The 26507-nt window shown below is 43.3% G+C and carries 24 protein-coding genes, 2 tRNA genes and 1 riboswitch; of the genes, 25 read left to right on the top strand and 1 reads right to left on the bottom strand.

What is annotated here, in order from left to right; translation table 11 throughout:
• The first annotated feature begins 91 nt into the window (after window positions 1-91).
• The 9 genes from SLH55_RS01280 (at window position 92) to SLH55_RS01240 (ending at window position 11311) form a co-directional block, all read left to right on the top strand.
• Window positions 92-1045 (top strand): NAD-dependent epimerase/dehydratase family protein, encoded by a 954-nt coding sequence (locus SLH55_RS01280; protein WP_219166770.1) that lies wholly within the window; start codon window positions 92-94, stop codon window positions 1043-1045.
• Window positions 1026-1958, top strand: a complete 933-nt coding sequence (locus SLH55_RS01275; RefSeq protein WP_219166771.1) for a lysylphosphatidylglycerol synthase transmembrane domain-containing protein — start codon at window positions 1026-1028, stop codon at window positions 1956-1958. Before SLH55_RS01280 ends, SLH55_RS01275 begins: the two co-directional genes overlap by 20 nt.
• 6 nt (window positions 1959-1964) lie before the next feature.
• A complete protein-coding gene (locus SLH55_RS01270; RefSeq protein WP_219166919.1) occupies window positions 1965-3419 on the top strand; it encodes an alkaline phosphatase family protein in 1455 nt (484 codons plus the stop codon).
• Complete coding sequence (locus tag SLH55_RS01265; protein ID WP_320322336.1) at window positions 3412-4179, top strand: glycosyltransferase family 2 protein; 768 nt, start codon at window positions 3412-3414, stop codon at window positions 4177-4179. The genes SLH55_RS01270 and SLH55_RS01265 overlap by 8 nt, the downstream gene beginning before the upstream one ends.
• Window positions 4180-4299: 120 nt before the next feature.
• Complete coding sequence (locus tag SLH55_RS01260) at window positions 4300-5049, top strand: imelysin family protein (RefSeq protein ID WP_219166773.1); 750 nt, start codon at window positions 4300-4302, stop codon at window positions 5047-5049.
• A 38-nt stretch (window positions 5050-5087) separates the two neighbouring features.
• Window positions 5088-6008 carry an FTR1 family iron permease gene (locus tag SLH55_RS01255; RefSeq protein WP_219166774.1) on the top strand — a complete coding sequence of 307 codons (921 nt, stop codon included), beginning with the start codon at window positions 5088-5090 and terminating at the stop codon, window positions 6006-6008.
• A 121-nt stretch (window positions 6009-6129) separates the two neighbouring features.
• Entirely contained in the window at window positions 6130-7599 is a 1470-nt protein-coding gene (locus SLH55_RS01250; protein WP_320322335.1) for a hypothetical protein, read from the top strand.
• Entirely contained in the window at window positions 7599-9368 is a 1770-nt protein-coding gene (uvrC, locus tag SLH55_RS01245; protein ID WP_320322334.1) for an excinuclease ABC subunit UvrC, read from the top strand. The genes SLH55_RS01250 and uvrC overlap by 1 nt, the downstream gene beginning before the upstream one ends.
• A 347-nt stretch (window positions 9369-9715) precedes the next feature.
• Window positions 9716-9894, top strand: a riboswitch (Lysine riboswitch).
• A 178-nt stretch (window positions 9895-10072) separates the two neighbouring features.
• Window positions 10073-11311 carry an aspartate kinase gene (locus SLH55_RS01240; RefSeq protein ID WP_219166777.1) on the top strand — a complete coding sequence of 413 codons (1239 nt, stop codon included), beginning with the start codon at window positions 10073-10075 and terminating at the stop codon, window positions 11309-11311.
• A 59-nt stretch (window positions 11312-11370) separates the two neighbouring features.
• On the opposite strand, the gene SLH55_RS01235 is transcribed toward SLH55_RS01240, so the two are convergent.
• Window positions 11371-11808, bottom strand: coding sequence for a YslB family protein (locus tag SLH55_RS01235; protein ID WP_226673292.1), 438 nt, complete (start codon window positions 11806-11808; stop codon window positions 11371-11373).
• 351 nt (window positions 11809-12159) lie between these two features.
• Here SLH55_RS01235 and SLH55_RS01230 point away from each other — a divergent pair, with 351 nt between their 5' ends.
• From SLH55_RS01230 to tig, 16 genes are all read left to right on the top strand, one after another.
• Window positions 12160-12768, top strand: a complete 609-nt coding sequence (locus SLH55_RS01230) for a succinate dehydrogenase cytochrome b558 subunit (protein ID WP_219166778.1) — start codon at window positions 12160-12162, stop codon at window positions 12766-12768.
• A 73-nt stretch (window positions 12769-12841) separates the two neighbouring features.
• The gene (sdhA, locus tag SLH55_RS01225; RefSeq protein ID WP_219166779.1) at window positions 12842-14605 is read left to right on the top strand and encodes a succinate dehydrogenase flavoprotein subunit; all 1764 of its coding nucleotides are present in this window, start codon (window positions 12842-12844) and stop codon (window positions 14603-14605) included.
• On the top strand, window positions 14605-15372 hold the full coding sequence (sdhB, locus tag SLH55_RS01220; RefSeq protein WP_060671328.1) for a succinate dehydrogenase iron-sulfur subunit: 768 nt from the start codon (window positions 14605-14607) through the stop codon (window positions 15370-15372). The genes sdhA and sdhB overlap by 1 nt, the downstream gene beginning before the upstream one ends.
• 122 nt (window positions 15373-15494) lie before the next feature.
• Window positions 15495-17090, top strand: coding sequence for a bifunctional metallophosphatase/5'-nucleotidase (locus tag SLH55_RS01215; RefSeq protein WP_320322333.1), 1596 nt, complete (start codon window positions 15495-15497; stop codon window positions 17088-17090).
• A 132-nt stretch (window positions 17091-17222) separates the two neighbouring features.
• The gene (locus tag SLH55_RS01210; RefSeq protein ID WP_219166781.1) at window positions 17223-17693 is read left to right on the top strand and encodes an acyl-CoA thioesterase; all 471 of its coding nucleotides are present in this window, start codon (window positions 17223-17225) and stop codon (window positions 17691-17693) included.
• A 145-nt stretch (window positions 17694-17838) separates the two neighbouring features.
• On the top strand, window positions 17839-18063 hold the full coding sequence (locus SLH55_RS01205) for a helix-turn-helix domain-containing protein (RefSeq protein WP_032087424.1): 225 nt from the start codon (window positions 17839-17841) through the stop codon (window positions 18061-18063).
• Window positions 18064-18329: 266 nt separating this feature from the next.
• Window positions 18330-18791 carry a MarR family winged helix-turn-helix transcriptional regulator gene (locus tag SLH55_RS01200; protein ID WP_219166782.1) on the top strand — a complete coding sequence of 154 codons (462 nt, stop codon included), beginning with the start codon at window positions 18330-18332 and terminating at the stop codon, window positions 18789-18791.
• Window positions 18792-18800: 9 nt separating this feature from the next.
• Window positions 18801-19601: a glutamate racemase gene (gene racE / locus SLH55_RS01195; protein ID WP_219166783.1), complete on the top strand. Its 801-nt coding sequence runs from the start codon at window positions 18801-18803 to the stop codon at window positions 19599-19601.
• Window positions 19602-19937: 336 nt separating this feature from the next.
• Window positions 19938-21014, top strand: a complete 1077-nt coding sequence (locus SLH55_RS01190) for a GerMN domain-containing protein (protein ID WP_219166784.1) — start codon at window positions 19938-19940, stop codon at window positions 21012-21014.
• A gap of 119 nt (window positions 21015-21133) precedes the next feature.
• The gene (gene rph, locus SLH55_RS01185; protein WP_219166785.1) at window positions 21134-21871 is read left to right on the top strand and encodes a ribonuclease PH; all 738 of its coding nucleotides are present in this window, start codon (window positions 21134-21136) and stop codon (window positions 21869-21871) included.
• Between the two features lie 15 nt (window positions 21872-21886).
• The gene (locus SLH55_RS01180) at window positions 21887-22483 is read left to right on the top strand and encodes an XTP/dITP diphosphatase (protein ID WP_219166786.1); all 597 of its coding nucleotides are present in this window, start codon (window positions 21887-21889) and stop codon (window positions 22481-22483) included.
• Window positions 22484-22495: 12 nt separating this feature from the next.
• Window positions 22496-23005 (top strand): metallophosphoesterase, encoded by a 510-nt coding sequence (locus SLH55_RS01175; protein WP_219166787.1) that lies wholly within the window; start codon window positions 22496-22498, stop codon window positions 23003-23005.
• Window positions 23006-23174: 169 nt separating this feature from the next.
• A tRNA-Arg gene (locus SLH55_RS01170) sits at window positions 23175-23251 on the top strand.
• A 131-nt stretch (window positions 23252-23382) separates the two neighbouring features.
• Window positions 23383-23459, top strand: a tRNA-Arg gene (locus tag SLH55_RS01165).
• Between the two features lie 108 nt (window positions 23460-23567).
• Window positions 23568-24566 carry a tetratricopeptide repeat protein gene (locus SLH55_RS01160; RefSeq protein WP_320322332.1) on the top strand — a complete coding sequence of 333 codons (999 nt, stop codon included), beginning with the start codon at window positions 23568-23570 and terminating at the stop codon, window positions 24564-24566.
• Window positions 24567-24725: 159 nt separating this feature from the next.
• Window positions 24726-26012: a trigger factor gene (tig, locus tag SLH55_RS01155; RefSeq protein WP_219166789.1), complete on the top strand. Its 1287-nt coding sequence runs from the start codon at window positions 24726-24728 to the stop codon at window positions 26010-26012.
• The last annotated feature ends 495 nt before the right edge of the window (window positions 26013-26507 follow it).

Genomic DNA, 26507 nt, shown 5'->3' with positions numbered 1-26507 from the left:
GAGCACAATGGGGTCAACCCTTTTTCACTTTCTCTCTTAGGTAGGGTACAATATAGAAGGATTAAATCGGTATGGTACGAGGTGTAAGATATTGAAGATTATTGTTACAGGTGGTGCCGGGTTCATCGGTTGCCATTTATCAAGAAAGCTCATTGAAGAGAAGCATGATCTGTTGATCATAGACAGCTTCCACCCCTATTATTCTCCTGAAAGAAAGAAACGGCAGTTATCCTTCGTGAGGGAAATCGGTTCATTCAGATTTGCTCAAAAAGACTTGCTGCTGGATGAGGAAGATCTCCAAGAGGTGTTTCACGAATTTAAAGGTGACTGTGTCGTCCATCTGGCCGCAATCCCGGGAGTATCACACTCCTTGAGTGCTCCTCATGAATACGTCGATTATGATATTAAAGCGACAATCAACACGCTCCGGATGGCCGGAGAGAGCGGTGTCAGTAAGTTTGTTTTCGCATCTTCCTCCTCTGTATATGGAAATACGAACCATAAACCTTCACGGGAAGAGGATGCTACGGGGTCGGTAGTGTCGCCGTATGCTGCGGCAAAGTATAGCGCCGAATCGTTTTGTAAAGCGTATGCGTCCATTTATGGGATGGAGTTGACAATCCTCCGTTTCTTTACTGTTTACGGTCCTTGGGGAAGACCTGATATGGCCATTTATTCTTTTATCAAGAAGCTTATGAATGGTCAGGAACTTCCCATATTCGGTTTGGAGAACACACGGGATTATACGTACATAGATGATATCGTAGATGGTACATATAAGGCGATCGGAAGTGATGAGTCAGGTACGTTCAATCTGGGAAACGGATCTCCTATTTCCATGGACAGATTGATATCTGAATTGAAACGCCATTTTCCCTCGCTTAATCTGAATGTGACAGATAGGAGACTTGGGGATGTTACGTCTACGTGTGCGGACTTCTCGAAAGCGAATGAAGTTCTCGGGTATTCTCCCATGGTTTCCTTTGAAGAAGGAATCAGAAGAACGGTTCAGTGGATGAGAGAACATGAAGAAATCGTACTATAGGTTTGCAAAAAACGGCGTGCGGATCCTATTGACTGTTGTCTTTTTCATCTTACTATTATTCTATTTTGACAAAGAATATATGACGAAAACCTTACAGCAGCTTCTCCATCATCCCGTCATCGTGTTAGTCGTGCTGGGAATCTATTTTTTTTCATTCTTCCTGAAGGGAATCGCATGGAAACTCTACTTGAATGATGAGGTACGATTATCTAGTTGTTTGATCGGACTGTTTTACAGTTTGCTGTTTAATCACTTGTTACCCTTGAAAGTAGGGGACGGGCTGCGGGTCATGGTGATGAATCAGCGAGAAAAGCATATTAGCGTTGAAAGGTCCTTTCATTCCGTCGTGGTTTTAAGGGTAATGGACACATTATTGCTTTTACTGCTGGCAGGATGCGGGCTTTTCTTTTTCCCATTTGCTTTAAAGCTCCCTGGCTTTTTAACAGTCGGATTGGTCATTGTATTCATAGTGGCCGCATGGGTCCTCCTTCAATTCATTACACCAGACATTCTTTCAAGACATGTCGGGATGTTGAAACATGCGCTGTCAGGAGGCAGGGGGCTTTTGGTGGCAGGTCTTATCCTTTCAAGCTGGGTATTGGAAGGAGCCATTCTTTACGGGGTTTCCATGATCATACTTGAGCCTTTATCGATGGGAGCTGCGATTTGGGTTAACAGTGTGACGATCACTGGTCAGTTATTTCAATTTGCCCCAGGGGGACTTGGTACCTATGAATCTGTTATGAGTTATACTTTGCTCTCGGCTGGTATCCCCTTAGGGAAAGGCCTTTCCATGGCTATTTTGAGCCATGGATTAAAATTTATTTTTTCTTTTGCAGTTGGAGGAATCGTAATCGCCGTATCACCTGTTTCGATTAAGCAAGTGAAACAGTGGGGCAGGATGAAAGGATGAATGACATTGAAAAGCGCATCGAAATTTGAAAAAACGGCGGCAAGATGCTGGAATCTGCTGAATGAAGGGAAGCCATTCACCCCTATTTTTGTCGTAGGGACTATGACGATCTTTCACTTTCAGGGATTGCTGCAAGGTGAATGGTTCTCGTTCCTTATTAGCTTGCTGTTTACACTTCCCCTATTTATTTTATATTTCTATTATGATTTTCCATTGTTCTTACGAAACTATTTATGGATCCCTGTCATAGGGTATCTTCTTCTCTTTGAATCACCGGATTTAGCATTGTGGGGACTTGGGATTGGCCTTTATTTCTTCTTTACGGTCTTTTTCTGGGGAACCTTTTATTATCACCTCCGGATCGGGACGGACTGGCTGAATTTCACCCGGTTTTGGAAACTGGTGCTGAAGAACAGTGATTCAACGAGCGGGAACGCCCAGGAACAGCTGCCGAAATTCCTACTCCTGCTCTCGGTATGGGATGGAATGATGACGAATTTGTCAACGGGGGAATTACTTCCTACGAATGATTATTTCATCTTCTGTGGTGTGGTTTTCGCATTGGCGTTCATCCTTCACCATTTTCTATTTGACTGGAAGCCGAAGCAGTATGATTCATTTACAGCAGGAGAGCCAGGCGAAGCACTCAATGATAAAGTGGTTGTCATCGTGATAGACGGGATGAGGAAGGAACGCTTCTATGAAGCGAATACGCCTTTTCTTGATGGATTGATGGAGAAGGGAACCGAGTATTTAAATATGGAGACGGTGTATCCTGCGAGAACGGTTGTCTGCTTCTCTTCCATGTTCACTGGCACATATCCTAAGGAACATGGCATGAGATCAAATATGGTCTGGAAGCTTGGCATCAAGGTGGAAAGTATCTTTGATTCTTTACGGAAAGTAGGGAAAAAAGGGAAGATGCTTGGAATCGCCCACCTGGTGGATTCGTTCGGCAGTGATGTTGATACGGTCACAGCCGTGATGCACAAAGATAAAGCAGATCGAAATATTATCAATAAAGCCAAAAAAATCATGGAAGAGGAAGACCCTGATCTATTTATTGTCCAATTAATCGGCACCGATCAAATTGGGCATAGTAGGGGTGTCCTATATAATGAATACATTGAAAAGATTGAAGAAGCGGATCGTTTAATACAAGAATACGTGGAGTGGCTGGAAGCTGAAGGGAAGATGGAAAACACGACCCTCATGATATGCGCCGATCACGGACAGGCAGATGGAATCGGTGGACATGGTCATCTTGATGAAGGCGAGAGGTTCGTTCCTTTCTTTATGGTCGGTCCAGGGGTAAAACCTGGTGAGAAGATTCAGGAAAAACACAGTCTTGTTTCCATGGCACCGACCATCGCCCATTTATTAGGGGCTCCCTTTCCGGGGAACAGCAGAGGACCTGTATTAAACGAGGCGTTAAAGGAGAGTTGGAAGCAACATGAATAAACAGAAAGTCATTGTCTTCATGCCTGCCCATAATGAGGAAGAGTCGATCGGGGCCGTGATCAGGCGGGTCCCCCGTTCTTTTCATCCTTCCGTTGAAGTGGAGGTGCTGGTCATCAATGATGGTTCAACGGATCGTACGGTTGAATTGGCACAGGAGGCAGGTGCTGATCACATCGTAACATTCGATCATAACCGCGGTTTGGGCGCTGCCGTGAGGGAAGGGTTGAAAGTTTCCGTTGAACTGGGTGCCCATATCGGTGTCATGATAGATGCAGATGGAGAGTATCCCCCCGAACAGATTCCTGATCTATTACAGCCGCTTTTCAAGGGAGAAGCCGACTATACAATGGGATCGAGGTTCCTTGGTACCATTAACGGGATGAAGCTTCACCGCCGTTTAGGTAATTACTGTTTTACAGCACTGCAATCCCTTTTGCTCAGAAAGTGGATATATGACGGTCAGTCCGGAATGCGTGCATTTTCTAAACAGGCGATGGAACATGCAGAAATCATCCATGATTACAATTATGCTCAAGTGCTGACCTTGAACCTTGTACGAAAGGGGTTCAGGGTGAAGGAAATCCCGATTTTGTATCATGTACGGACAACGGGACGCTCCTTCATAAAGTTCAAATCTTATATGTCTTCTGTTCTACCTGCGATTTTGAAAGAGATGCGGAAGCCTGTAAGGAAAGTGTATGTAGAAGAGCAGGCCCATTTCATCCCTTCTGAAGAAGGAATGAATCAATACGCTAAATAAGGTAGGATAAGGTTTGTCTATATCGTGAAAAATAAGTACTCTCCTTGTAGTGAGAGTACTTATTTTTTATTGACAATACGAATGATAATCATTATCATTGAAAACAGGAGGGAATTATAGATGAAAAAAACATTCATTACCAGTTTACTCTTAGGTTTACTACTTAATATAATGCTATCTTCGCAGGCAGCCGCCTATTCTTACGGTGACCCAAGCGAAGAAAAAATTGCAGAAGCGTATAAAGAAATCATGATCAAGCTAGATGAAAACCCTCCAAACTATTCTGAGTCCAAAAAGATTTATGAAACGGTTCAAGAAGAAGTGGATCAGCATATGGGTGAAAAACCTTCCAAGGTCATTCTTCAAAACCTGGATGAGAAAGAAAAAGAACAAGCCATCGAAAATTTAGATGAACTCCTTGTCCTCAATATTGCCAGAAGACTTGAGAGCATTGATAAAAACTTCTCTGAATATGATACTAGTAAGCGATTACTCGCAAAAGGATTTGCTACATATAAAACGCTGTCTCCCAAGGTAGAAGGAGAAAATCCTGAGTTGGATCAAAAAATTCGTACACAGTTCGATCAAGCGTTGGAATCATTGGGGAATCCGGGGTTGTTCGGTGTCGGAACCAAGGAATCCGATCAGGAAGCGTATAAACAAAGTAAACAGTTCATAGTGGATTCTCTTCAAAAAGAATTTAACATCAAAAGTCTTGAAGTAGGGCATTTTGCTGAAAGTGCCACTGAAGAGGCGAGTCAGAAACAGGAGTGGACAGATATTTCCAACCTGAAGAACTGGCTGCCCATCATCATCATTGCAGGGATTCTTGCAGCTGCGATCATTTATGCAGTCAGAAAACGTAAATAAGTTTAATAAACCGTCATAGCTAGTAAGGGGGAACTAACGTGGAATTACAAGCTTTGCTGATCACCTTTCGTGAAGTCCTCGAGGCTTTATTGATCATCGGGATCATCACCACCTATCTGAAGAAAACGAACCATGGCCATTTTACAAAGTATGTCTGGCTTGGAGCAGGATTGGCGATTTTGGCCAGTGTCGGAGTAGCAATGCTCTTTCAGGTCGTCTTTACCGGATTTGCCGCCATGGGAAGCGAGATGTATTTAAAGATCGGCATTATGCTGGTATCGTCCGTTCTTCTTACACAAATGGTCTTCTGGATGGCAAAGCACAGCCGTGACCTTAAGGGGAATATGGAAGGGAAAATGAATCATTTCATTTCGACAGGAAACATAGTCGGCATGGTGATCCATTCCTTCCTGGTTGTTCTGCGTGAAGGTGTAGAGACCGTCTTCTTCTTCGCAGCCATTACAGGTGGCGATATTGGAGCTGCCATGCAGGGATGGGGAGCGATTACCGGTGTTGTCATCGGGAGTGTAGTAGCTTACTTATTCTTTAAAGGCACGATGAGAATCTCATTGAAGAGCTTCTTTAAAGTGACAGGTGCATTCATCATCCTGATTTCTGCCGGACTTCTTGTCCAGGCGATTTCCATGATGCAGGATATAGGATTGATCGGCAGTGTCATTCCACATCTTTATGACCTTACCTGGATTCTTCCTGAGCATCCGATCGACTATGCACATTTCTTGCGTGATACGGGAACTGCACCGCTGCTATCGGGTGACGTCGGGATTTTCCTTAAAGCACTGTTCGGATATTCTTCCATGCCTTCCATTGAAGAAGTGATGGCCTATATCGGATATTTCGTAGCCATCTACTTCCTGACCTCCACTAAGCCTAAGACGGTAAAGGCAAAGGAAGAGGTTCAAGCGGGTGTGAAGGACTTAAGCCCCCAAGCTAAATAAATGTTTGTAAGGACCAAACATCATTGCCTTAAAGATTGAACACCTTTTTCGAAAGGTGTACACTCTATAAAGGAATGTATGTTTGGTCCTTTTTGTATTAAAACGTATGAGGGTGAAGTTGGTGAGGGAGAAGACTAGGAAATATAGTAGTTGGGCAAATGGCATCGGGGCATTGGTCATCATATCGGTTTTTATTCTTCAGGTAATCTGGGTGCCAGCATACGCGTCTACATGGGATATGGTGGATTTTGCCCTCGGTGTGATTCATTTTGATATGTACCAGATGCAGCCCCATTTTCCCGGATATCCTTATTTTATCCTGGGGGGCAAAGCATTTCATATGCTGGTGAGAGATCCAGTACAAGCCCTGAGCTTCTTTAATATTTTCATGTACGGTAGTGCCGTCATCCCTCTTTTTTTATTAGTGAAAAGGTTGGTCACCCCTTCCTATACAGTCATGGCGACGGCGTTCATTTATTCAAGCAGCTTTACTGTCCTGATGGTGAATCAACCCATGTCTGAGGGAGCGGCAATCGGGATGATGTGGTGGTATATATGGAGTTTGGTATTAGCTCATGAGAAATCGCATAATGGATACATCATCCTCCCCCTGTTTCTATTCAGCCTGCTTCTGGGAATACGGTTATCTTACTTGGCTCTTGGAATCGGGATCCTGATGATGCTGTATACTAAATGGAAATCAGGGCTGTTGAAAATCATGGACCTATTTGTTTATGTTCTTATCACGATTCTCTTTCAGCTCCTGTGGGTTTCAGGCATCAGCATGTCAGAAGGTGGTTTTGACAGTTTCCTGCGATTGGCCCTTTCCTTTACGAACGGTCACTTTCAGGAATGGGGAGGTGCAATCGGTGCCTCGGATCTCAGCCTGTTGGACAGGATGGTAAAACTGCTCTTCGTGAATACGATATGGGTAGGGGGATCAGGGGAATCGGTTATCCTTCTACTCCTTTTGGTTGGAAGTTTCTTTCTGTTAAGGAGAATTAAGCTTGGGAACCGTCATATGATAAGCATACTGGTCCTTCTGGCAGGCAGTTATTTTCTGTGGGCTTTATTTGCCCAGAACGTGATGAAACCGCGCCATGCACTGCCTTTGATTGGTATATCGTGGTTTTTCATTACGGTGATGCTGTTTTCAAGAAAAAGGACAAGGGAAGGTTCTCTATTCCTGATCTTATTCCTTCTGCTTCAAGTTTTCCATACAGGTAAGCTATTATATACTCATACTTCGGAAGTTCCGGTTGTGTATCAAATGGCCGCTTATTTGGAAGAAACCGATCGGCCGCTTGTTGTTTATACATGGGAAGAGTCAAGGGTACTCGAATATCTTGACGTCCCTTTTATCCATAAAAAAGTGCAAACCTATGAGGTGTTTGCCACCGATGCAGGATATTATCCTGACCGGGCTATCTATCTGACCGATAAAGTGGTGGAAGGTTTTAAACACCAGGGGATTTCGGTGGATGACTTCATAAAAGTAGAAAAGCATTTTCATTCAAGTGAGCTCATCGACCCGATTTATCATGACCTTACACTGTATAAATGGGAGAAACCAAGGAAGGGGGAAGAATGATGAATCAGAATATCACGAATAAATTAGCGCTGCTTCCTGATCAGCCGGGGTGTTATTTAATGAAGGACAGGCAGGGGACGATCATTTATGTAGGTAAAGCCAAAGTATTGAAAAACCGTGTCCGCTCTTATTTCACCGGTTCCCATGATGCGAAAACCCAGCGTCTGGTAGGAGAAATCGAAGACTTCGAATACATCATGACATCATCGGATCTTGAAGCCCTTGTGCTTGAAATGAATTTAATCAAAAAATATGACCCTAAATATAATGTCATGCTAAAGGACGATAAAAGCTACCCGTTCATCAAATTAACGAACGAAAGGCACCCAAGGCTTATCACCACAAGGAAGGTACAGCGAGGGAAAGGAAAGTATTTCGGACCTTATCCCAATGTCGGAGCCGCAAATGAAACGAAAAAGCTTCTCGACCGATTATATCCTTTACGGAAATGCTCGACCCTCCCTGACCGGGCCTGCCTTTACTATCACATGGGCCAATGTCTCGCCCCTTGTATTAAAGAGGTAAGTAAAGACACGTACCGTGACATGACTGATGAGATCGCCCGATTTTTGAACGGGGGATACAAAGACATAAAGAATCAGCTGACAGTTAAGATGAATGAAGCATCAGAAAATCTGGAATTTGAAAGGGCAAAGGAATTCCGGGATCAGATCCTTCACATTGAAGCCACAATGGAAAAGCAAAAAATGACGATGACTGATTTCACAGATCGTGATGTGTTCGGATATTCCGTTGATAAAGGCTGGATGTGTGTGCAGGTATTCTTCGTCCGGCAAGGAAAGCTCATCGAGAGGGATGTCTCACTATTTCCTCTCTATAATGAGCCCGAGGACGAATTCCTGACGTTCCTTGGTCAGTTCTATTCAAAGTCCAATCATTTTAAGCCGAAGGAAATTTTCTTACCCGAGGAAATCGATATCGAACTCGCTGAAAATCTTCTGGAAGTGAAGATGACCCAGCCGAAACGAGGAAAGAAAAAGGAACTTGTAAAGCTGGCCGAAAAAAACGCGAAGCAGGCACTGGGAGAGAAGTTCGCCCTGATTGAAAGGGATGAAGAACGGACGATTAAAGCCATTGAAAGGCTTGGGGAGCATATGGGGATTTACACTCCATTCCGGATCGAAGCCTTTGATAACTCCAATATCCAAGGTTCGGATCCGGTTTCTGCCATGATCGTCTTTTTAGACGGGAAACCGGCAAAGAAAGAATATCGTAAATATAAGATCAAAACCGTGAAAGGTCCCGATGATTATGATTCCATGCGGGAAGTTGTGCGCAGAAGGTATACCAGGGTATTGAAAGACGGACTTCCTTTACCCGATCTTATCATCATCGATGGAGGAAAAGGACAGATCGAAGCGGCGAGAGACGTCATCGAAAATGAATTGGGACTCGATATCCCCATCGGCGGCCTCGCAAAAGATGACAAGCATCAGACATCGGAACTGCTGTACGGGAACCCGTTACAAATCGTTCCCCTTGAAAAGCGGAGCCAGGAATTCTATCTTCTCCAACGAATCCAGGACGAAGTTCATAGGTTCGCCATCACCTTCCACCGTCAACTAAGAGGAAAAAGCGCCTTCCAATCCATCCTCGACGAAATCGACGGCATCGGCCCGAAAAGAAAGAAACAGCTACTTAAACATTTCGGATCCATGAAGAAAATGAAAGAAGCAACCGTGGAGGAGTTTATAGAGATCGGAATACCTGAAGCCGTTGCGAAGGTACTGGTGGAGAAGTTGAAGTAGGAAGTGTTAGATATAGGAAATATTGATCATTAGGTTTATATAACATGAGAGTACGGGTTATTGGTTGGTTTAGAAGTAACTATTGAAAAAGCAGAGTTGATTGGAGCGGAAGGTGCTCGACTCCTGCGGGAAACGCTGGACAGGTGAGACCCCACAGGCGCAGCCGAGGAGGCTCACCGCCAGCCCCGCGGAAAGCGAGCACCTGCAGCGGAAATCAACCACCGCATGCTCATCCAAAGCATCTTAACAAAAACACAATAAAATGAAAAATTGACTCAATTAAACATTGAATCAATTTTTCCCCTATGCTATAATAAACAAAAATTTATAACATTATCACTTTAAAAAGTGGTGATAGAGGTGCGAACTTCAAGAGTACAGGCAAAGAGGAGTATGAGCTCCAGTGAGATGCCTGGAAAGGGGAGATTCGCCGAAGTGTTTATGATCTCATATCATATCCGCTGGTCCTGCGTTTAAGAAATGTAGGATTGTCAAGATGATTCAATCTTGGAGAGCTATCTCACAATGCCGATGAACCTATTTGTATGTTCTGCTGTATGTTCATAAAGCAATGAGATATTATTCTCATTGCTTTTTTTATTATCAGCGCAGGAGTTCCTGTCTATGGACGTCTAGGATGATTGTGATTGTACTCTTCATCATCAAAAAGAGTAGCGAAATGCACTCAGAAAGAGGGAGAAGTCGTGAGTATTATTGTTCAGAAATTCGGTGGAACTTCAGTGGGATCTGTGGAAAGAATTCAAAATGTTGCGTCAAGGATCATTGAAGAGAAAGAAAGAGGAAATGATGTGGTTGTCGTCGTTTCTGCCATGGGGAAAACAACAGACACACTCGTTGGCCTTGCAAGGGAGATTACATCTCAACCGAGCAAAAGGGAAATGGATATGCTGCTCTCAACCGGGGAACAGGTGACCATTTCACTACTGACGATGGCCCTCATCCAATCCGGACATGATGCGATTTCCTTTACTGGTTGGCAAGCCGGTATCGAGACAGAGTCTGTTCACAGCAATGCAAGGATTACCAATATTCATACCGACAAGATGTCGGCTCACCTTCAAGAGGGAAAAGTGGTCATTGTTGCCGGGTTTCAGGGTATGACTGAAACGGGTGAAATCACAACTCTCGGCAGGGGAGGATCAGATACTACAGCGGTTGCCATTGCGGCTGCCCTCAAAGCTGAAAGGTGTGATATTTATACTGATGTAGACGGGGTATACACGACAGATCCACGTTATATAAAAGGAGCCAGAAAGTTACCGTCGATTTCCTATGATGAAATGCTCGAACTTGCGAATCTGGGTGCGGGAGTCCTGCATCCAAGGGCAGTGGAGTTTGCCAAGAATTATCAAATTCCGTTAGAAGTCAGGTCAAGCATCGATCGAGTGGAAGGAACGTATATTGAGGAGGAAGCAAGCATGGAACAGAACTTGATTGTAAGAGGAGTAGCGTTTGAGAATGAAATTACACGGGTCACTGTATTCGGACTTCAAAATGCTTTAACAGGACTATCATCCGTATTCACTACGCTAGCTAAGAATCATCTGAACGTAGACATCATCATTCAGACCCAGACAGATCAGAACACAACCAATCTATCCTTCTCCATCAAGGAACAGGATCTTGAAGAAACCCTTGCTGTTCTTGAGCGAAATAAGGAACAGTTGAATTTCACCCATGTCGAGCATGAAAGCGGGCTTGCGAAGGTATCGATCGTCGGTTCCGGCATGATTTCAAACCCCGGCGTTGCAGCGGAAATGTTTGAAGTACTGGCACAGGAAGACATTGTCGTGAAGATGGTCAGCACCTCTGAAATCAAAGTATCTACAGTGGTAGATGGAGAGAATATGCAAAAGGCAGCGCGTGTCTTACATACTGCCTTTAACCTCGATGCGCTGAAAATGGAAGAAATCACGTTGTAGAACCAATATAGAAAAGGGTTGCCCAGAACATACTGGGCAACCCTTTATTAGGAGTCAGACTACTCAATCCGGTCTTTGTCGTCCCATCGTACGACCACTTTGACCGCATGACTCCGTTTATGTAGTTCGTCAGCAGCTTCTGCCACGCATTTTCTTTGCAGTTGAATTTGTTCTGCAATAAAGCCGGTTTCCAGTTTGAAATTCACATCCGTTTTCAATGAAAGGCGCCGTTCGATCACTGGACCTTTTAGTTCAAAAGTCATTTCATTCTTTTTCTGTTCCATAAGTGTAAGGGTTCCCCAGCCTGCCTCATCGAAAAAAGAGGATATTTCCTCTGTCGACTGCAGGGGGAATTTCCGCGAAAGGTGTTTTCCACCCCAGTAAAGAATGTCAGGTGTATGCTTCCCTAAAATTTCTGGAATCAATATGTCGCGCAACATTTCATATCCGAAGATTGGAACGGATGGTTCATGCAGTTCTTCTTTTTTTTGTTCCAAGTAAATCCCCTCTTTCTATAAAACTATTATATACATGAAGAGGTGATTTATCATCCCATACCATGAAAAAATGACCTTGGGATATTTTGGTGATATAATATTTATTGTCTATTTATTAGAATTTTCGAACATTTAGTTGTACAAAACCTCGACTTTTTCATTATCAATTTATTAAAAATATTTTTGCGGTATTGTCGAAATTATGTATACGTTTTCTTGACGCTTCCACTCCTTGGGAGTAAAATGAACATGTCACATTATTGTTACAATATAAAATATGTATCGTCGTCTAATACGTTTTGAGATTCATTAGAAAACGAATTCATATTTTATCATTAAGGGGGGTAAATCATGGCTGGAAATCGAGAATTTAATTATCGCAGGCTTCATTCATTGCTAGGTGTTATTCCAGTTGGATTATTTTTAACACAACATTTAGTCGTGAACCATTTTGCCACTGGTGGGGAAGAATCATTCAATCAGGCGGCACACTTTATGGAAAGTCTTCCTTTCCGTTATTTCCTTGAAATCTTTATCATCTTCCTTCCATTGTATTTCCATGCAATTTACGGAATTTACATTGCATTCACTTCAAAGAATAATGCAAGTAAGTTTGGTTATTTCCGTAACTGGATGTTTTTACTTCAACGTGTATCCGGAGTGATCACATTCATTTTCGTAACTTGGCATATTTGGGAAACAAGAGTTGCGGCAGCGTTTGGTGCTGAAGTGAACTTTCAAATGATGGAAAACATTTTATCTAATCCATTGATGTTAGGATTTTATGTGCTGGGTGTACTTTCAACGATTTTCCACTTTGCAAATGGATTATGGTCATTCTGCGTTAGCTGGGGACTTACGGTTACACCTCGTTCTCAATTAATTGCTACATATGTTACGATCGGAATTTTTGTAGCGTTATCGGTTGTCGGTATGCGTGCAATCTTTGCTTTCGTATAAGCAGAAAATATATACGAGTCTGATAGATTAACTAAGTGCTCTCGAAGTATGGTAGAAAAAGGAGTGAGTCACGATGAGTAAAGGCAAAATCATCGTTGTCGGTGGCGGTCTAGCCGGCCTGATGGCCACAATTAAAGCAGCAGAAAAAGGAACGCAAGTCGATTTATTCTCACTGGTACCCGTTAAGCGTTCTCACTCTGTTTGTGCACAAGGTGGTATTAACGGAGCCGTTAATACGAAGGGAGAAGGAGACTCTCCTTGGGAACATTTTGATGATACGGTATATGGTGGGGATTTCTTAGCGAATCAACCGCCTGTTAAAGCAATGACTGAAGCAGCGCCAGGGATTATTCATTTACTCGATCGCATGGGAGTTATGTTTAATCGTACACCGGAAGGATTACTGGATTTCCGTCGTTTCGGTGGAACACAGCATCATAGAACCGCTTTCGCCGGTGCTACGACTGGTCAGCAATTATTATACGCTTTGGACGAGCAGGTACGCCGTCATGAAGTGGCAGGTTTAGTAAGCAAGTTCGAAGGTTGGGAATTCCTTGGAGTCGTCATTGATGACGAAGGAGTAGCACGAGGAATCGTCGCTCAAAACCTTCAAACAATGGAAATCAAATCCTTTGCAGCGGATGCCGTTATTATGGCATCAGGCGGACCGGGAATTATTTTCGGGAAATCTACAAACTCTGTCATCAACACAGGTTCAGCCGCTTCGATCGTGTATCAACAAGGTGCTTACTATGCAAATGGTGAGTTCATCCAGATTCACCCGACAGCGATTCCCGGGGATGATAAGCTTCGCCTCATGAGTGAATCCGCTCGTGGTGAAGGTGGACGTGTCTGGACGTACAAAGATGGTAAGCCTTGGTACTTCCTTGAAGAGAAGTATCCTGCATACGGGAACCTTGTACCGCGTGATATCGCCACACGTGAGATCTTCGATGTGTGCGTAAACCAGAAGCTTGGAATCAATGGTGAAAACATGGTTTACCTGGATCTATCCCATAAGGATTCAAAAGAGCTTGATATCAAGCTTGGCGGAATCATTGAAATCTATGAGAAATTCATGGGTGACGATCCTCGCAAAGTACCAATGAAGATCTTCCCTGCAGTTCATTATTCAATGGGTGGACTATGGGTCGATTATGACCAGATGACCAATATTCCTGGATTATTCGCAGCTGGTGAGTGTGATTATTCTCAGCACGGTGGAAACCGTTTGGGAGCAAACTCATTACTATCCGCTATCTACGGTGGTATGGTTGCCGGACCTAATGCGATTAAATATATTGAAGGTCTTGAGAAAACGGTTGAATCCGTTCCTTCATCTGTATTCGACCGCTATGTAAAACAGGAAGAAGAAAAATGGAACAACATCATGTCCCTGAATGGTACGGAAAATGCGTATGTCATTCATAAAGAGCTTGGCGAATGGATGACGGATAATGTTACGGTTGTACGTCATAACGACAAGCTGAAACAAACGGATGAAAAGATCCAGGAATTGATGGAACGTTACCAAAATATCAATATCAATGATACAGCCAAGTGGAGCAACCAGGGAGCGACATTCACGCGTCAATTGTGGAACATGCTTCAGCTTGCCCGCGTTATTACAATCGGTGCATTAAATCGTAATGAGAGCCGTGGAGCTCATTACAAGCCTGACTTCCCTGAACGTAATGATGAAGAATTCCTGAAGACGACGATGGCGAAATACAATGCTGCGACGAATTCACCTGAATTCCATTACGAGGAAGTGGATACTTCACTGATCGCACCACGTAAGCGTGACTATTCTAAGAGCAAAGGGGGAAATAAATGATGAGTGAAAATAAAAAAGTCCGTTTTATCATTACTCGTCAAGAAAGCCCGGAAACTGCCCCTTTCCAAGAAGAGTTCGAACTTGATTACAGACCGAATATGAACGTGATTTCCGCACTGATGGAAATCCGTCGTAATCCGGTCAATGCAAAAGGGGAGCATACGACTCCGATCAACTGGGATATGAACTGTCTGGAAGAGGTATGTGGAGCTTGTTCGATGGTGATCAACGGAAAGCCGAGACAATCTTGTACGGCACTGGTGGATCAATTAGAGCAGCCAATCCGTCTTGAGCCAATGCGCACGTTCCCAGTTGTCCGCGACCTGCAGGTAGACCGCAGTCGCATGTTCGACAGCTTGAAAAAGGTCAAAGCATGGATTCCGATTGATGGAACTTACGATCTTGGTCCAGGACCACGTATGCCAGAGAAGAAACGTCAGTGGGCGTATGAACTATCAAAATGTATGACTTGCGGTGTATGTCTGGAAGCATGTCCGAATGTAAACAGCAAATCAGACTTCATCGGTCCTGCCCCATTATCTCAAGTTCGTTTATTCAATGCGCATCCAACAGGTGCCATGAATCAGGATGAGCGTCTTGAGTCGATCATGGGCGACGGTGGACTTGCCAACTGTGGTAACTCTCAAAACTGTGTTCAATCTTGTCCTAAGGGAATTCCTTTGACGACCTCGATTGCGGCCCTTAACAGAGAAACCACATTCCAAATGTTCAAGAACTTCTTCGGAAGCGACCATATGGTTGACTAATAATTTTTATAAAAAAAGCACTTTCCTTCAGGAGAGTGCTTTTTTGTTTGCCTCATAAAATACACGGTATTGATGCATAGTAGACACATATGGTCGCATAGAAAAATCCAGGAGTGATGTATGTGAAACGGAGCGGAGTTTTGGTAGTACTCGTAATCATAATGGTAAGCGCAACCTCATTTTTATCGGAAGAAAATGCATTAGCTATCGAAAAAGATGGCTTACTTCACTTAACGATCTTACATACAAATGATGTACATGCCCATTTGGAAAACATTCCATATCTCCACACGGCCATCAAGGAAATAAGAGGAAAGGATGGGGAACTTCTTCTCCTGGATGCAGGGGATGTATTCTCCGGAACACTGTATTTTAACCAGTATCTTGGGCAGGCCGATGCTGAATTCATGAATAAAATAGGTTATAACGCCATGACACCGGGAAATCATGAATTCGACAAAGGCAGTAAGGTGCTGGCTGCTTTCATTAAAGCGCTCTCTTTTCCCGTTGTGAGCAGCAATGTGGATGTCCGGGATGATCGGTATCTTGCTCCTTTAATGAAGAAAGGCATCCCTGACCGTGCGGAAGGTGGTTCGATTTATCCTGCGATTATGCAGTCAGTGAAAGGAGTGAAGGTTGGAATCCTCGGTCTGACAACGGAGGATACAGCCTTCCTATCAAAACCGGGCGATACAATTGTGTTCAGGAACGCCGAGGAAAAGGCGATGGAAGAAGTGGCTAATCTAAAAGGAAAAGGTGTCAATCATATCATCGTATTGTCGCACTTGGGTTTATCCCGTGATAAACGATTAGCTCAGAAGGTGAAAGGAATCGACATCATCATAGGAGGTCATTCACACTCCAAATTGACCAAACCACTTGTCTACAACCTTCAAACGGAGCCTACATTGATTGTGCAGGCCAATGAGTATGGCATGTCTTTAGGGGAAGTGCAGGCGGTATTTTCTGACGCGGGCGTATTAACGAGTTGGAACGGCAGATTGATCGATGTGTTGGCAAAAGATGAGGAAGGAAAAGACGTGTATCGTCCCGATCCATGGGCTCTAAAGAGACTGTCTCAATTAAAGAAGCCAATCGAAGACTTAAAGGGCACGGTCATTGGATTTACGAACGTGCCATTAAATGGGGATCGCCACGCTGTTCGGACAACAGAAACCAATTTAGGCAATCTCATTACGGATGCCATGCTGGAGGAAGCAAATCAGTTCGCACCCACTCAAGTCGCTTTTCAAAATGGGGGTGGGATCAGACGTTCCATCGATGCAGGAGGAATAACACTCGATGAAGTATTGGAAGTGTTGCCTTTTGGAAACAGCCTTGTGACGTTGAATCTCTCAGGAGAAGAAATTCTTCAAGCATTAGAACATAGTGTAGCTAAAGTGGATGAGGAATCGGGTCAATTTCTCCAGGTATCAGGACTTTCATTTCACTTTGATCCCACAAGGACTGTGGGGGAAAGGGTAAGTAACGTAAAGGTGCAAGGTGAACGTCTTGATCGGGCGAAGTCATACAGGGTGGCGGTCAATGCATTCCTTGCCGATGGGGGAGACGGCTTTAACATGTTTCGAGACGCAAAAGAAAATGGCAGGATCACCGAACTATACTTGAATTTATACGAGGTGATCAGTGGCTATCTCACCAAACATTCACCTGTTTCCCTTAAAGTGGAGGGAAGAATATTGGAGGAATCCTCATAGTCATGTAAGAGCCGATTTTTCATTCGACTCTATTTCGTGTATATAGGTTTCTTATTTTTCAGAAAAAGGGTATAATGAAATGAATCACCATTCATTTTTAGAATATTTCGTTCAATAAAAGGAGGAGCCAATTTGAAACACTTTACATACATTGAAGATATAGAAACATGGCAAAAAGAATTCTCATTTTCTATCCATATAAAAGTCCGGTTTTCTGAGACCGATATGTTCGGGCATATGAACAATACGGTGCCCTTCACGTACTTCGAAGAAGCCAGGATCGAGTATTTAAATCACATTGGATTTATGCAGAATTGGGTAAAGCCCGAAAATGATACCATTCCGGTAGTGGCAGATTTACAATGTGATTTTGTAAAACAAGTATTCTTCGACGAAACGTTGAGGATCTATGTGAAGGCGAATCGTGTTGGTCATTCTTCAGTGGACATTCATTATATGGGTCTGAATGAAGAAGATGAGATTTGCTTTACAGGTAGAGGAACCATGGTGCAAATATCCAAGCAAACTGGAAAAGGTGTCCCTTGGACGGAAGAAATGAAGGCGAAGCTGCATAGTGATAAGGTGGTCTCAAACCCGGTTTAGGAAGCAAAAGAAACCGCTGCCTATTTTTCATTTAACTTCCTTCTCTATGTCACTCTAAACCCTACCTTCACATATGATATTCTGACGACCGACAATACCCATCCCCGCGGTTTAAAGCTGGCGAAGGCAAGGAGGGTTACCATAATTGAAGGACAATGATTTTACACACAAACCGTTGCTCACCAAAAGAGAAAAAGAAGTATTCGAACTGTTAGTTCAAGACAAAACAACTAAAGAAATTGCTAGTGATCTATTTATTAGCGAAAAGACAGTTCGAAATCATATTTCCAACGCCATGCAAAAGCTTGGAGTGAAGGGGCGATCTCAAGCTGTTGTAGAGCTTCTTCGCATGGGGGAACTCAAGCTTTAAATGTAAGGGACTGATTCTGATGCAGAACAATTAACGGGTTTCTAAACACGATGCCTATTAATGTTTGAATGAGAGTCAGTCTCTTTTAGTTCTGTTCCATGCTAACTTGTCTTGAATTTTCCCGCGAAAAAGGCGAAAATGCTAGTAAGGGTCATATGAACTTGTCCCATAATAGATAGAGAAGCTAAAACAGGAAGGCTGACGCGTCGTTCCCGTTTTTCATAAGGAGTAATTGTCCGGTTTCAGAATGTAAAAGGAGAGAAATGATGACGAATTCTAAAGAAGACCAATCCATTGGAGATTTACAAGTTGTGGCAGATATTGAGAAAGACCTTCGATACATATCGTCGATCATCAAGCAAAAAGGCAGAGAGATATTAAGTCAGTATACCATCACTCCCCCGCAGTTTGTTGCATTGCAGTGGTTATTTGAATATGGTGATATGACGATTGGAGATCTATCAAATAAGATGTACCTCGCATGCAGCACCACGACGGATCTGGTGGACCGTATGGAAAAAAACCAGTTGGTGGAACGTGTAAAAGATGAGAATGACCGCCGGGTCGTCCGAATCCATATGTTAAAAGAGGGCGAAAGAATTATTGAAGAAGTAATCAAGAAAAGGCAGAATTATCTTCAGAGTGTCTTAACGGACTTCTCTGAGAAGGAAGTGCTATTATTAAAAGATAATTTAGCCAAACTTCATCAAGAAATTAAACCAGAGTGAGGGAATAATGTGATTCAACCAATCGGCATCATCGATTCTGGGGTGGGAGGCCTGACCGTCGCAAGAGAAGTGATGCGTCAGCTGCCGAAAGAGACCATCTATTATCTCGGCGACACAGCTCGCTGTCCATACGGACCCAGATCAGCACAAGAAGTAAAAAAGTTCACATGGGAAATGACGCAATACCTCATGGAATACGACATTAAAATGTTGATCATTGCCTGTAATACAGCCACGGCGGTTGTTCTGGATGAAATTCAGACCCACCTGGATATACCTGTGATCGGGGTCATCCATCCAGGGGCGAGGGCTGCCATCAAGCATACGTATAATAAGAAAATCGGTGTTCTTGGAACCGTGGGGACGATCAATAGCGGCGCTTATGTAGAAGCCCTTCACTCCCTTCACGGAAACCTGGACGTCACGTCACTCGCATGTCCTAAATTTGTTCCATTAGTGGAAAGTGGGGAGTACGACAGCTCCATGGCGAGCGATATTGTTGGGGAGACCCTTCAACCTCTCAGAGATTCCGGGATTGATACGTTGATTCTGGGATGTACGCATTATCCGCTGCTACAACCCAAGATACAGGCATATATGGGCCCGGATGTCAGTGTGATCAGCTCGGGGGACGAAACTGCGCGGGAAGTCAGTACGATTCTTGATTATTACAATCTCCTGTACAGAGGTGTCCAGCAACCTGAGCATCGATTCTTTAATACAGGGTCATCAGCGATATTTTCGACGATTGCCTCAGATTGGCTGACAATCGGAAAAGTAAGAGCAGAAACCATTCGATTACAAGGTTAGAATCTTGTGATCGGGTGGTTTTTTGTTGTTGATGGGGTGTTTGTGAGTGGGGACATCGACCGTTTTGTAAATTTCGACAATATCTTCACTGCGAGACGTTCAATCAAGCCGCCTCCGCTTTTGAATCATCCAGCTCCGGCGGCTAGCCCCTCGAGGTCATAAGTCAAGCTTGCCCAAAAGGCAAAGTGCGCCTTTAGGGCAAGCTCGCCTTATGCTTGTCGTCTCTACCAAGCCGCCTCCGCTTTTGTTTGTATCTATTTTCAAAAAGTTTCGGTCTATTTTTTGGACGGGGCTCGTATATATGTTAGTACAAACTGTCTTTTAGGAGGTTTCCCAATGGCAAAAAAAGCGAAGGTGTCAATAGCAGTAACGGTTTTAGCTTCTTCTGTATATCTTTCAGGTTGTGGATTACTCAGTTTCGGTGACGACAAGGAGAAAATCGATCCTCCTCAAGACCTATCCTACTTAAAAGAAGGGGAGAAAGTCGATACAGCCAAGGGTGAGGATTCAGAGAAAAAGGTGAGTAAGGAAGAATCGAATGCTGAAACTGTCATGACGGAACTATATTTAATTGATAAAAACGGCTATGTCGTTTCACAGTCCATCCCTCTTCCCGGTCAGGAAAGCGTGGCCAAACAAGCACTCGAATATCTCGTGAAGAATGGTCCGGTGGAAAACATCCTGCCTAATGGATTCAGGGCCGTATTGCCGGCAGACACACAGGTAACGGTGGATATTAAAGACGGTAAGGCGATTGCCGATTTTTCCCCGGAATTTAATAACTACCAGCCTGAAGATGAGCAAAAGATCCTTCAATCCGTCACATGGACATTGACTCAGTTCGATTCGGTTGAAAAAGTCGAGCTCCGCGTAAACGGATATCCATTAACGGAAATGCCGGTGAATGGTACGCCAATTGATGAAAAGGGATTAACGAGAAAAGTCGGGATCAATGTAGATACCTCAGGTGTTGTGGATCCGACAAGCACAAAGCCGTTGACGGTTTACTATGTAGCGCAGTCCGATGACAAAACCTATTATGTACCTGTCACAAAACGCGTCAGCTCAAAATCGGCAGATGAAGTTAAGGCTGTGGTGAATGAGTTGATTGACGGACCTGGATATTCCTCTTCTCTTGCAAGTGACTTTACCGGTGCGAAGTTATTGGACGATCCGAAGCTAGAAGATGGAACGGTTACTCTGAACTTTAACGAAGCAGTCTACGGCAGTTTGGAAGAAAAAATTGTCTCTGAACATATGCTGAATTCCCTCGTCCTTTCATTAACAGAGCAAAAGGGCATTAAAGGCGTCTCTGTATTGGTTAACGGCGAAGCAACCAAGGTGGCCAAAGACGGTGAAACAGTAACCGAGCCTGTGACAAGACCGGAAAATGTCAACGCAATTAGTTTTTAAATAGCGATTTTTTGATATACTATTATAGAATCACTTGAAAAGAGGTTGGCAGATTGCCGCCTCTTCTATTTTTGATTAGAACATCTTACATAACATATGAAATGACAGGAGGAAATCAAATGAGAACAGATGGCAGAGAAAAAAATCAATTGCGTTCGATTGACATTCAAACAGATTTCGTTAAGCATCCGGAAGGTTCAGTCCTGATAACGGTAGGAGAAACGAAAGTCATTTGTAATGCAAGTATAGAAGATAGAGTCCCTCCTTTTATGAGAAACAGCGGGAAAGGATGGATTACTGCAGAATATTCCATGCTTCCTAGAGCGACTGATACAAGGAACATCCGTGAATCGTCCAAAGGGAAAATCTCCGGAAGAACGATGGAAATTCAACGACTGATCGGACGGGCCTTGAGAGCGGTAGTGGATCTGGATAAAATAGGGGAACGCACAATCTGGATTGACTGTGACGTCATACAGGCAGACGGCGGTACCAGAACAGCATCAATCACGGGGGCATTCGTTGCCATGGCACTGGCGCTTGCGAAGCTGCAGGATAATAAGAAGATTTCAACCTTCCCATTGAAGAGTTTTCTCGCAGCAACAAGTGTCGGCATCATAGAAGATCAAGGTGCGGTCCTTGACCTAAATTATGTTGAAGACAGCAGTGCATTGGTAGACATGAACATCATCATGACAGGCGAAGGTGAGTTTGTCGAGCTTCAGGGAACGGGAGAAGAAGCAACCTTTACAATGGAGCAATTACAACAATTACTGAAGCTTGGACAAGATGGAATTCAAGAACTATTCGAAATCCAGAAGCAATCATTAGGTGAAATAGTCAATAGATTTCAATAAAGGGATGAGAAGCCGATGACAAAACGTGTGATCATAGCGACGAAGAACAAAGGGAAAGCAAAAGAATTCCAACATATGTTTGCTCCGTACGGATATGAGGTACAAACATTACTAGACCTTCCTCATATTGATGATGTAGAAGAAACAGGTGTAACGTTTGAGGAAAATGCGATATTGAAAGCAGAAACTGTAGCGGAGGAATTGGGAGCATTGGTGATTGCCGATGATTCAGGTCTCTCCATCGATGCCCTTGAAGGTCGTCCGGGCGTCTATTCTGCCCGTTATGCCGGTGAAGAGAAAAGTGACGAAGCAAATATGGTAAAAGTATTAGGCGAATTGGAATCTGTGGACGAGTCCGACCGGACGGCCCGTTTTTACTGTGTACTCGCCATTGCCGGACCGGACATGGAAACGAAAACGGTGACCGGTACTTGTGAAGGAAGAATCTTACGTGAGAAGAGGGGAACGAATGGCTTCGGCTATGATCCCATTTTCTTTGTGCCATCCCTAGATAAAACCATGGCAGAGTTAACACAAGAAGAAAAAAGCCGGATAAGCCATCGCGGTCATGCGTTAGAAAAGTTAGGAAATATCATTTCAGACTTAATTTAAAGGGTGAGCTGCATGAGATTATTAGTAGTAAGTGATAGTCATGGATCAAAAGAAGAGTTGATGGAGCTGTCAGAGAAATATCAGTCAACCGTCGATGCCATGATTCACTGCGGTGACTCCGAGTTAAGTGCCGATGACCCGGTATTGTCACCTTATCTTATCGTTCGGGGAAACTGTGATATGGATGCGCGTTTACCGGATGATCTGGTAGAAGTGGTTGATGGTCACACCATCATGGTGACCCATGGGCACCTTTATGGAATCAAAATGTCCTTGATGAAGCTCCGTTACCGTGCAGAAGAAGTAGGGGCACAATGTGTGTTCTTTGGACATTCCCATACGCTTGGTGCGGAATTGAATAATGGCATCTTATTTTTAAACCCTGGCAGTATATTGCTGCCACGGGGGAGAAGTGAGCGTACCTACGCGTTGGTGGAGATCCAGGATCAAGAAATAAAAGTATCTTTCCTGACCCATGATCATGTGGTGCTAGAGGAATTGACGCAAACTTTTCAGCTGTAGGGCATAGTGTGAGAACCCGTATCATGCGGGTTCTTATCTATTGTTGAGGAACGTTAAGGAAGAAATGATAAATAAAATTAATCTTTTTTAAATAACCTGTTGACTTATTGATGCTATGTGAATATAATAAATATTGTCCTTGATAAACAAATCAAGAAAAACAAAGCAAGTCCCAGTAGCTCAGCAGGATAGAGCAACGGCCTTCTAAGCCGTCGGTCGGGAGTTCGAATCTCTCCTGGGACGCCATATTCTTTACATAATACCTTGACATCAGGGTTTTGACACAAGGGATACTATTACAGGTAACTGTAGGGTATCCCCTTTTTTATCCCATATGATATAATAATGAATCTAAGAGTGACACATACTTAATTCTTGTCCCAGTAGCTCAGCAGGATAGAGCAACAGTTTCCTAAACTGTAGGTCGGGAGTTCGAATCTCTTCTGGGACGCCATCAATCCTACATACCAAAGCTTACCTTGCAGAAGGTAAGCTTTTTTTGTTATCCACTAGATATCGTGCTAAACTTAAGGCAACTAAACAGTATAGGCAGGTACGTTTTATGAATAAGGGAAACCAAGAAGGAAAAGGAAAGATTGTTCAGTTTCCGGGATTGAAGGATCGGCTGCTGGAAAAAGGGGTACTGGCACTGGAACAGGGTGAGGTCCATGAAGCGTCGGAACTCCTCGCACAAGCCTATGAAATTGACCCGGATAACCCGGATATCAATACAGCGCTTGTATTATCCCTCTATGAAAGCAAGCAATATGACGAAGCGGGATCCATATGTAAAGAGATGCTCCTTGAAGGGATCGGTGACTACTTCGAGGTTGTTGATATGTATTTAATGATTCTCATTCAGCTTCATCAGCATAAGGAAGTGATCGATACGATCAATGCTCTTTTTGATGAAAAAGAAGTTCCTATTGAAAAGGAAGAACATTTCAGGAAGCTTCTTCAATTCAGCGAAAAGGTCGTGAGTGGAAAAGCGACGATCCCTGAAAAAGAAGAGCCGGAAGATGAACAAATCCTGGCTGGAAAGAGCCTGGAGGAGCAGACTCTGATCGTGGCACAGCTCGTTCATCGGAATATTCAACCCTTTCGAGGAGAGTTGGAAAGGGTATTAGGGGACCCGGATGCCCATCCGTTTTTACAAACGATGATCTTAAATGTTTTAAGAGAGCACGGAATGGATAAACAAGTAGTCGTGGTGAAGTTTGATAAGGAAGAGAAGGTATATCCATCAGGATTGACCGATGTATTCGAATCTGTGTTCTTCAAAGGTGTTACAGACTCGCTGGATGACCTCCTGGCGCAAACAAACCCTACTCTATTTCAGCACGCCCTGGAACTGGTGAAGCGACACGCCTTCCTTCTCTACCCTTTTACACTTGAAGGGGATCCGAAAGAAATCGCATCGGTATATGCCTACTATACAGCGGGGATGTTTGCTGATACGATCCTTGAGGAAGAATTGGAGGAGCAGGTAGAAAGTATACAATCTAAAGGGATTTTAGCCAAAGTAGAGGAACTAGAGGAAATTTCCTCTCCCAATATTTAAACGCTCTCTGTTGAAAGACAGTGGCTGTATGTTATAATGTAATGGTTGTAATGTAAAAGTTTTTCATATATTTACGATGATAGTGCTAGATTCACACGGGACTATCTACTACTATGCGTAAAAAATTAAGATCAATCATAGATTGTTGGAGGGAACAGTATGTCTGCAAAATGGGAAAAGCAAGAAGGAAATCAAGGAGTTCTTACAATTGAAGTAGAAGCTGCAAAAGTAAACGAAGGTTTAGACGCAGCATTCAAAAAAGTTGTAAAACAAGTAAACGTACCAGGATTCCGTAAAGGGAAAATGCCACGCGGTATGTTCGAAAAACGTTTTGGTGTAGAATCACTTTACCAAGATGCATTAGATTTCATCTTACCTGAAGCGTATGCGAAAGCAATCGAAGAAACTGGAATCGATCCAATCGACCGTCCGGAAATCGATGTTGAGCAAATGGAAAAAGGCAAAGACTTAATCTTCACTGCGAAGGTACAAGTGAAACCTGAAGTGAAATTAGGCGAATACAAAGGTCTTGAAGTAGAAAAAATGGAAACAGAAGTAACAGCTGAGGACGTTCAAGCTGAACTTACTTCACTTCAAGAAAAACAAGCTGAGCTTGCTGTTAAAGAAGATGGAAAAGCTGAAGAAGGCGACACAGTGACAATGGATTTCGAAGGATTCGTTGACGGTGAAGCATTCGAAGGCGGCCAAGCTGAGAATTATTCACTTGAATTAGGTTCAGGTCAATTCATCCCAGGTTTCGAAGAGCAATTAATCGGGGTTGCATCTGGTGAAGAGAAAGAAGTAGAAGTTACTTTCCCTGAAGAGTACCATGCAGCTGAGCTTGCTGGTAAGCCTGCTACATTCAAAGTGAAAGTTCACGAAATCAAAGCAAAAGAACTTCCTGCTCTTGACGATGAGTTCGCAAAAGACGCTGACGAAGAAGTTGAAACGCTTGCTGAACTAAAAGAAAAAATCGAAAAACGCCTTCAAGAGTCTAAAAAGAACGAAGCTGAAACAGCTGTTCGCGAAACTCTTGTAAATAAAGCTTCTGACAATGCTGAAGTTGAAATTCCAGAAGTTATGGTTACAGCTGAAGTAGACCGCATGATGCAAGAATTCGGTCAACGCCTTCAAATGCAAGGTATGAACCTTGACCTTTACTTCCAATTCTCTGGTCAAACAGAAGAAGATCTTCGCGGTCAAATGACAGAAGACGCTGGCAAACGCGTTCGCACTAACCTGACACTTGAAGCAATCGCAGCAGCAGAAAACCTTGAAGTGACAGACGAAGAAGCAGAAGAAGAAGTAAACAAAATGGCTGAACAATACAACATGTCTGCTGACAACATCAAACAAGCACTAGGTGGCCTTGACACACTTAAAGCCGACCTTAAAGTTCGTAAAGCAGTAGAATTCCTTGTAGAAAACAGCAAAACCGTAGCATAATAAAAAATATCGAACAAGGCGCGAATCTTCGTGCCTTGTTTTCTACAATGAAGCAAAGAAAGCCCATGATTTTGGCTCATTCGTGTGAAACGAACGTTTCACACGCTTTTCAGCCCAGCTGAAAAGTAGCCATCCAACTCAAAAGCGAAAGAGCAAACTCGTTTGCTCCATCGCTTTTGAGTTGGATGGCGCAAATGAGCCAAAATCACCACTATCCAAATCTTGGATTGTTAGCCAGCACCACAATATGCTACATCCATTTTTTTCAGTGGCAATCATGGCCAAAATATTATACGCTATAGAATAAGAAACTTTTATCTCCCCAAAAAGAATAAGAACCATTATTTATGGAAAAAGCTTATTAACGGGGTTGCATTACTTTCACCAGGAACATACATAATAAGATTCCTTACATTACCTGACTTCAATTGGACAAGCTAGACATTAGCAATGTAAAATATTTGCTAAAATGCGTATTACATAATAAGATGATTC

The sequence above is a fragment of the Rossellomorea sp. YZS02 genome (assembly GCF_033963925.1).
GTDB lineage: Bacteria > Bacillota > Bacilli > Bacillales > Bacillaceae_B > Rossellomorea.
Note: the sequence above shows the minus strand (reverse complement) of the source record. Positions and strands in the feature narration are given on the sequence as shown.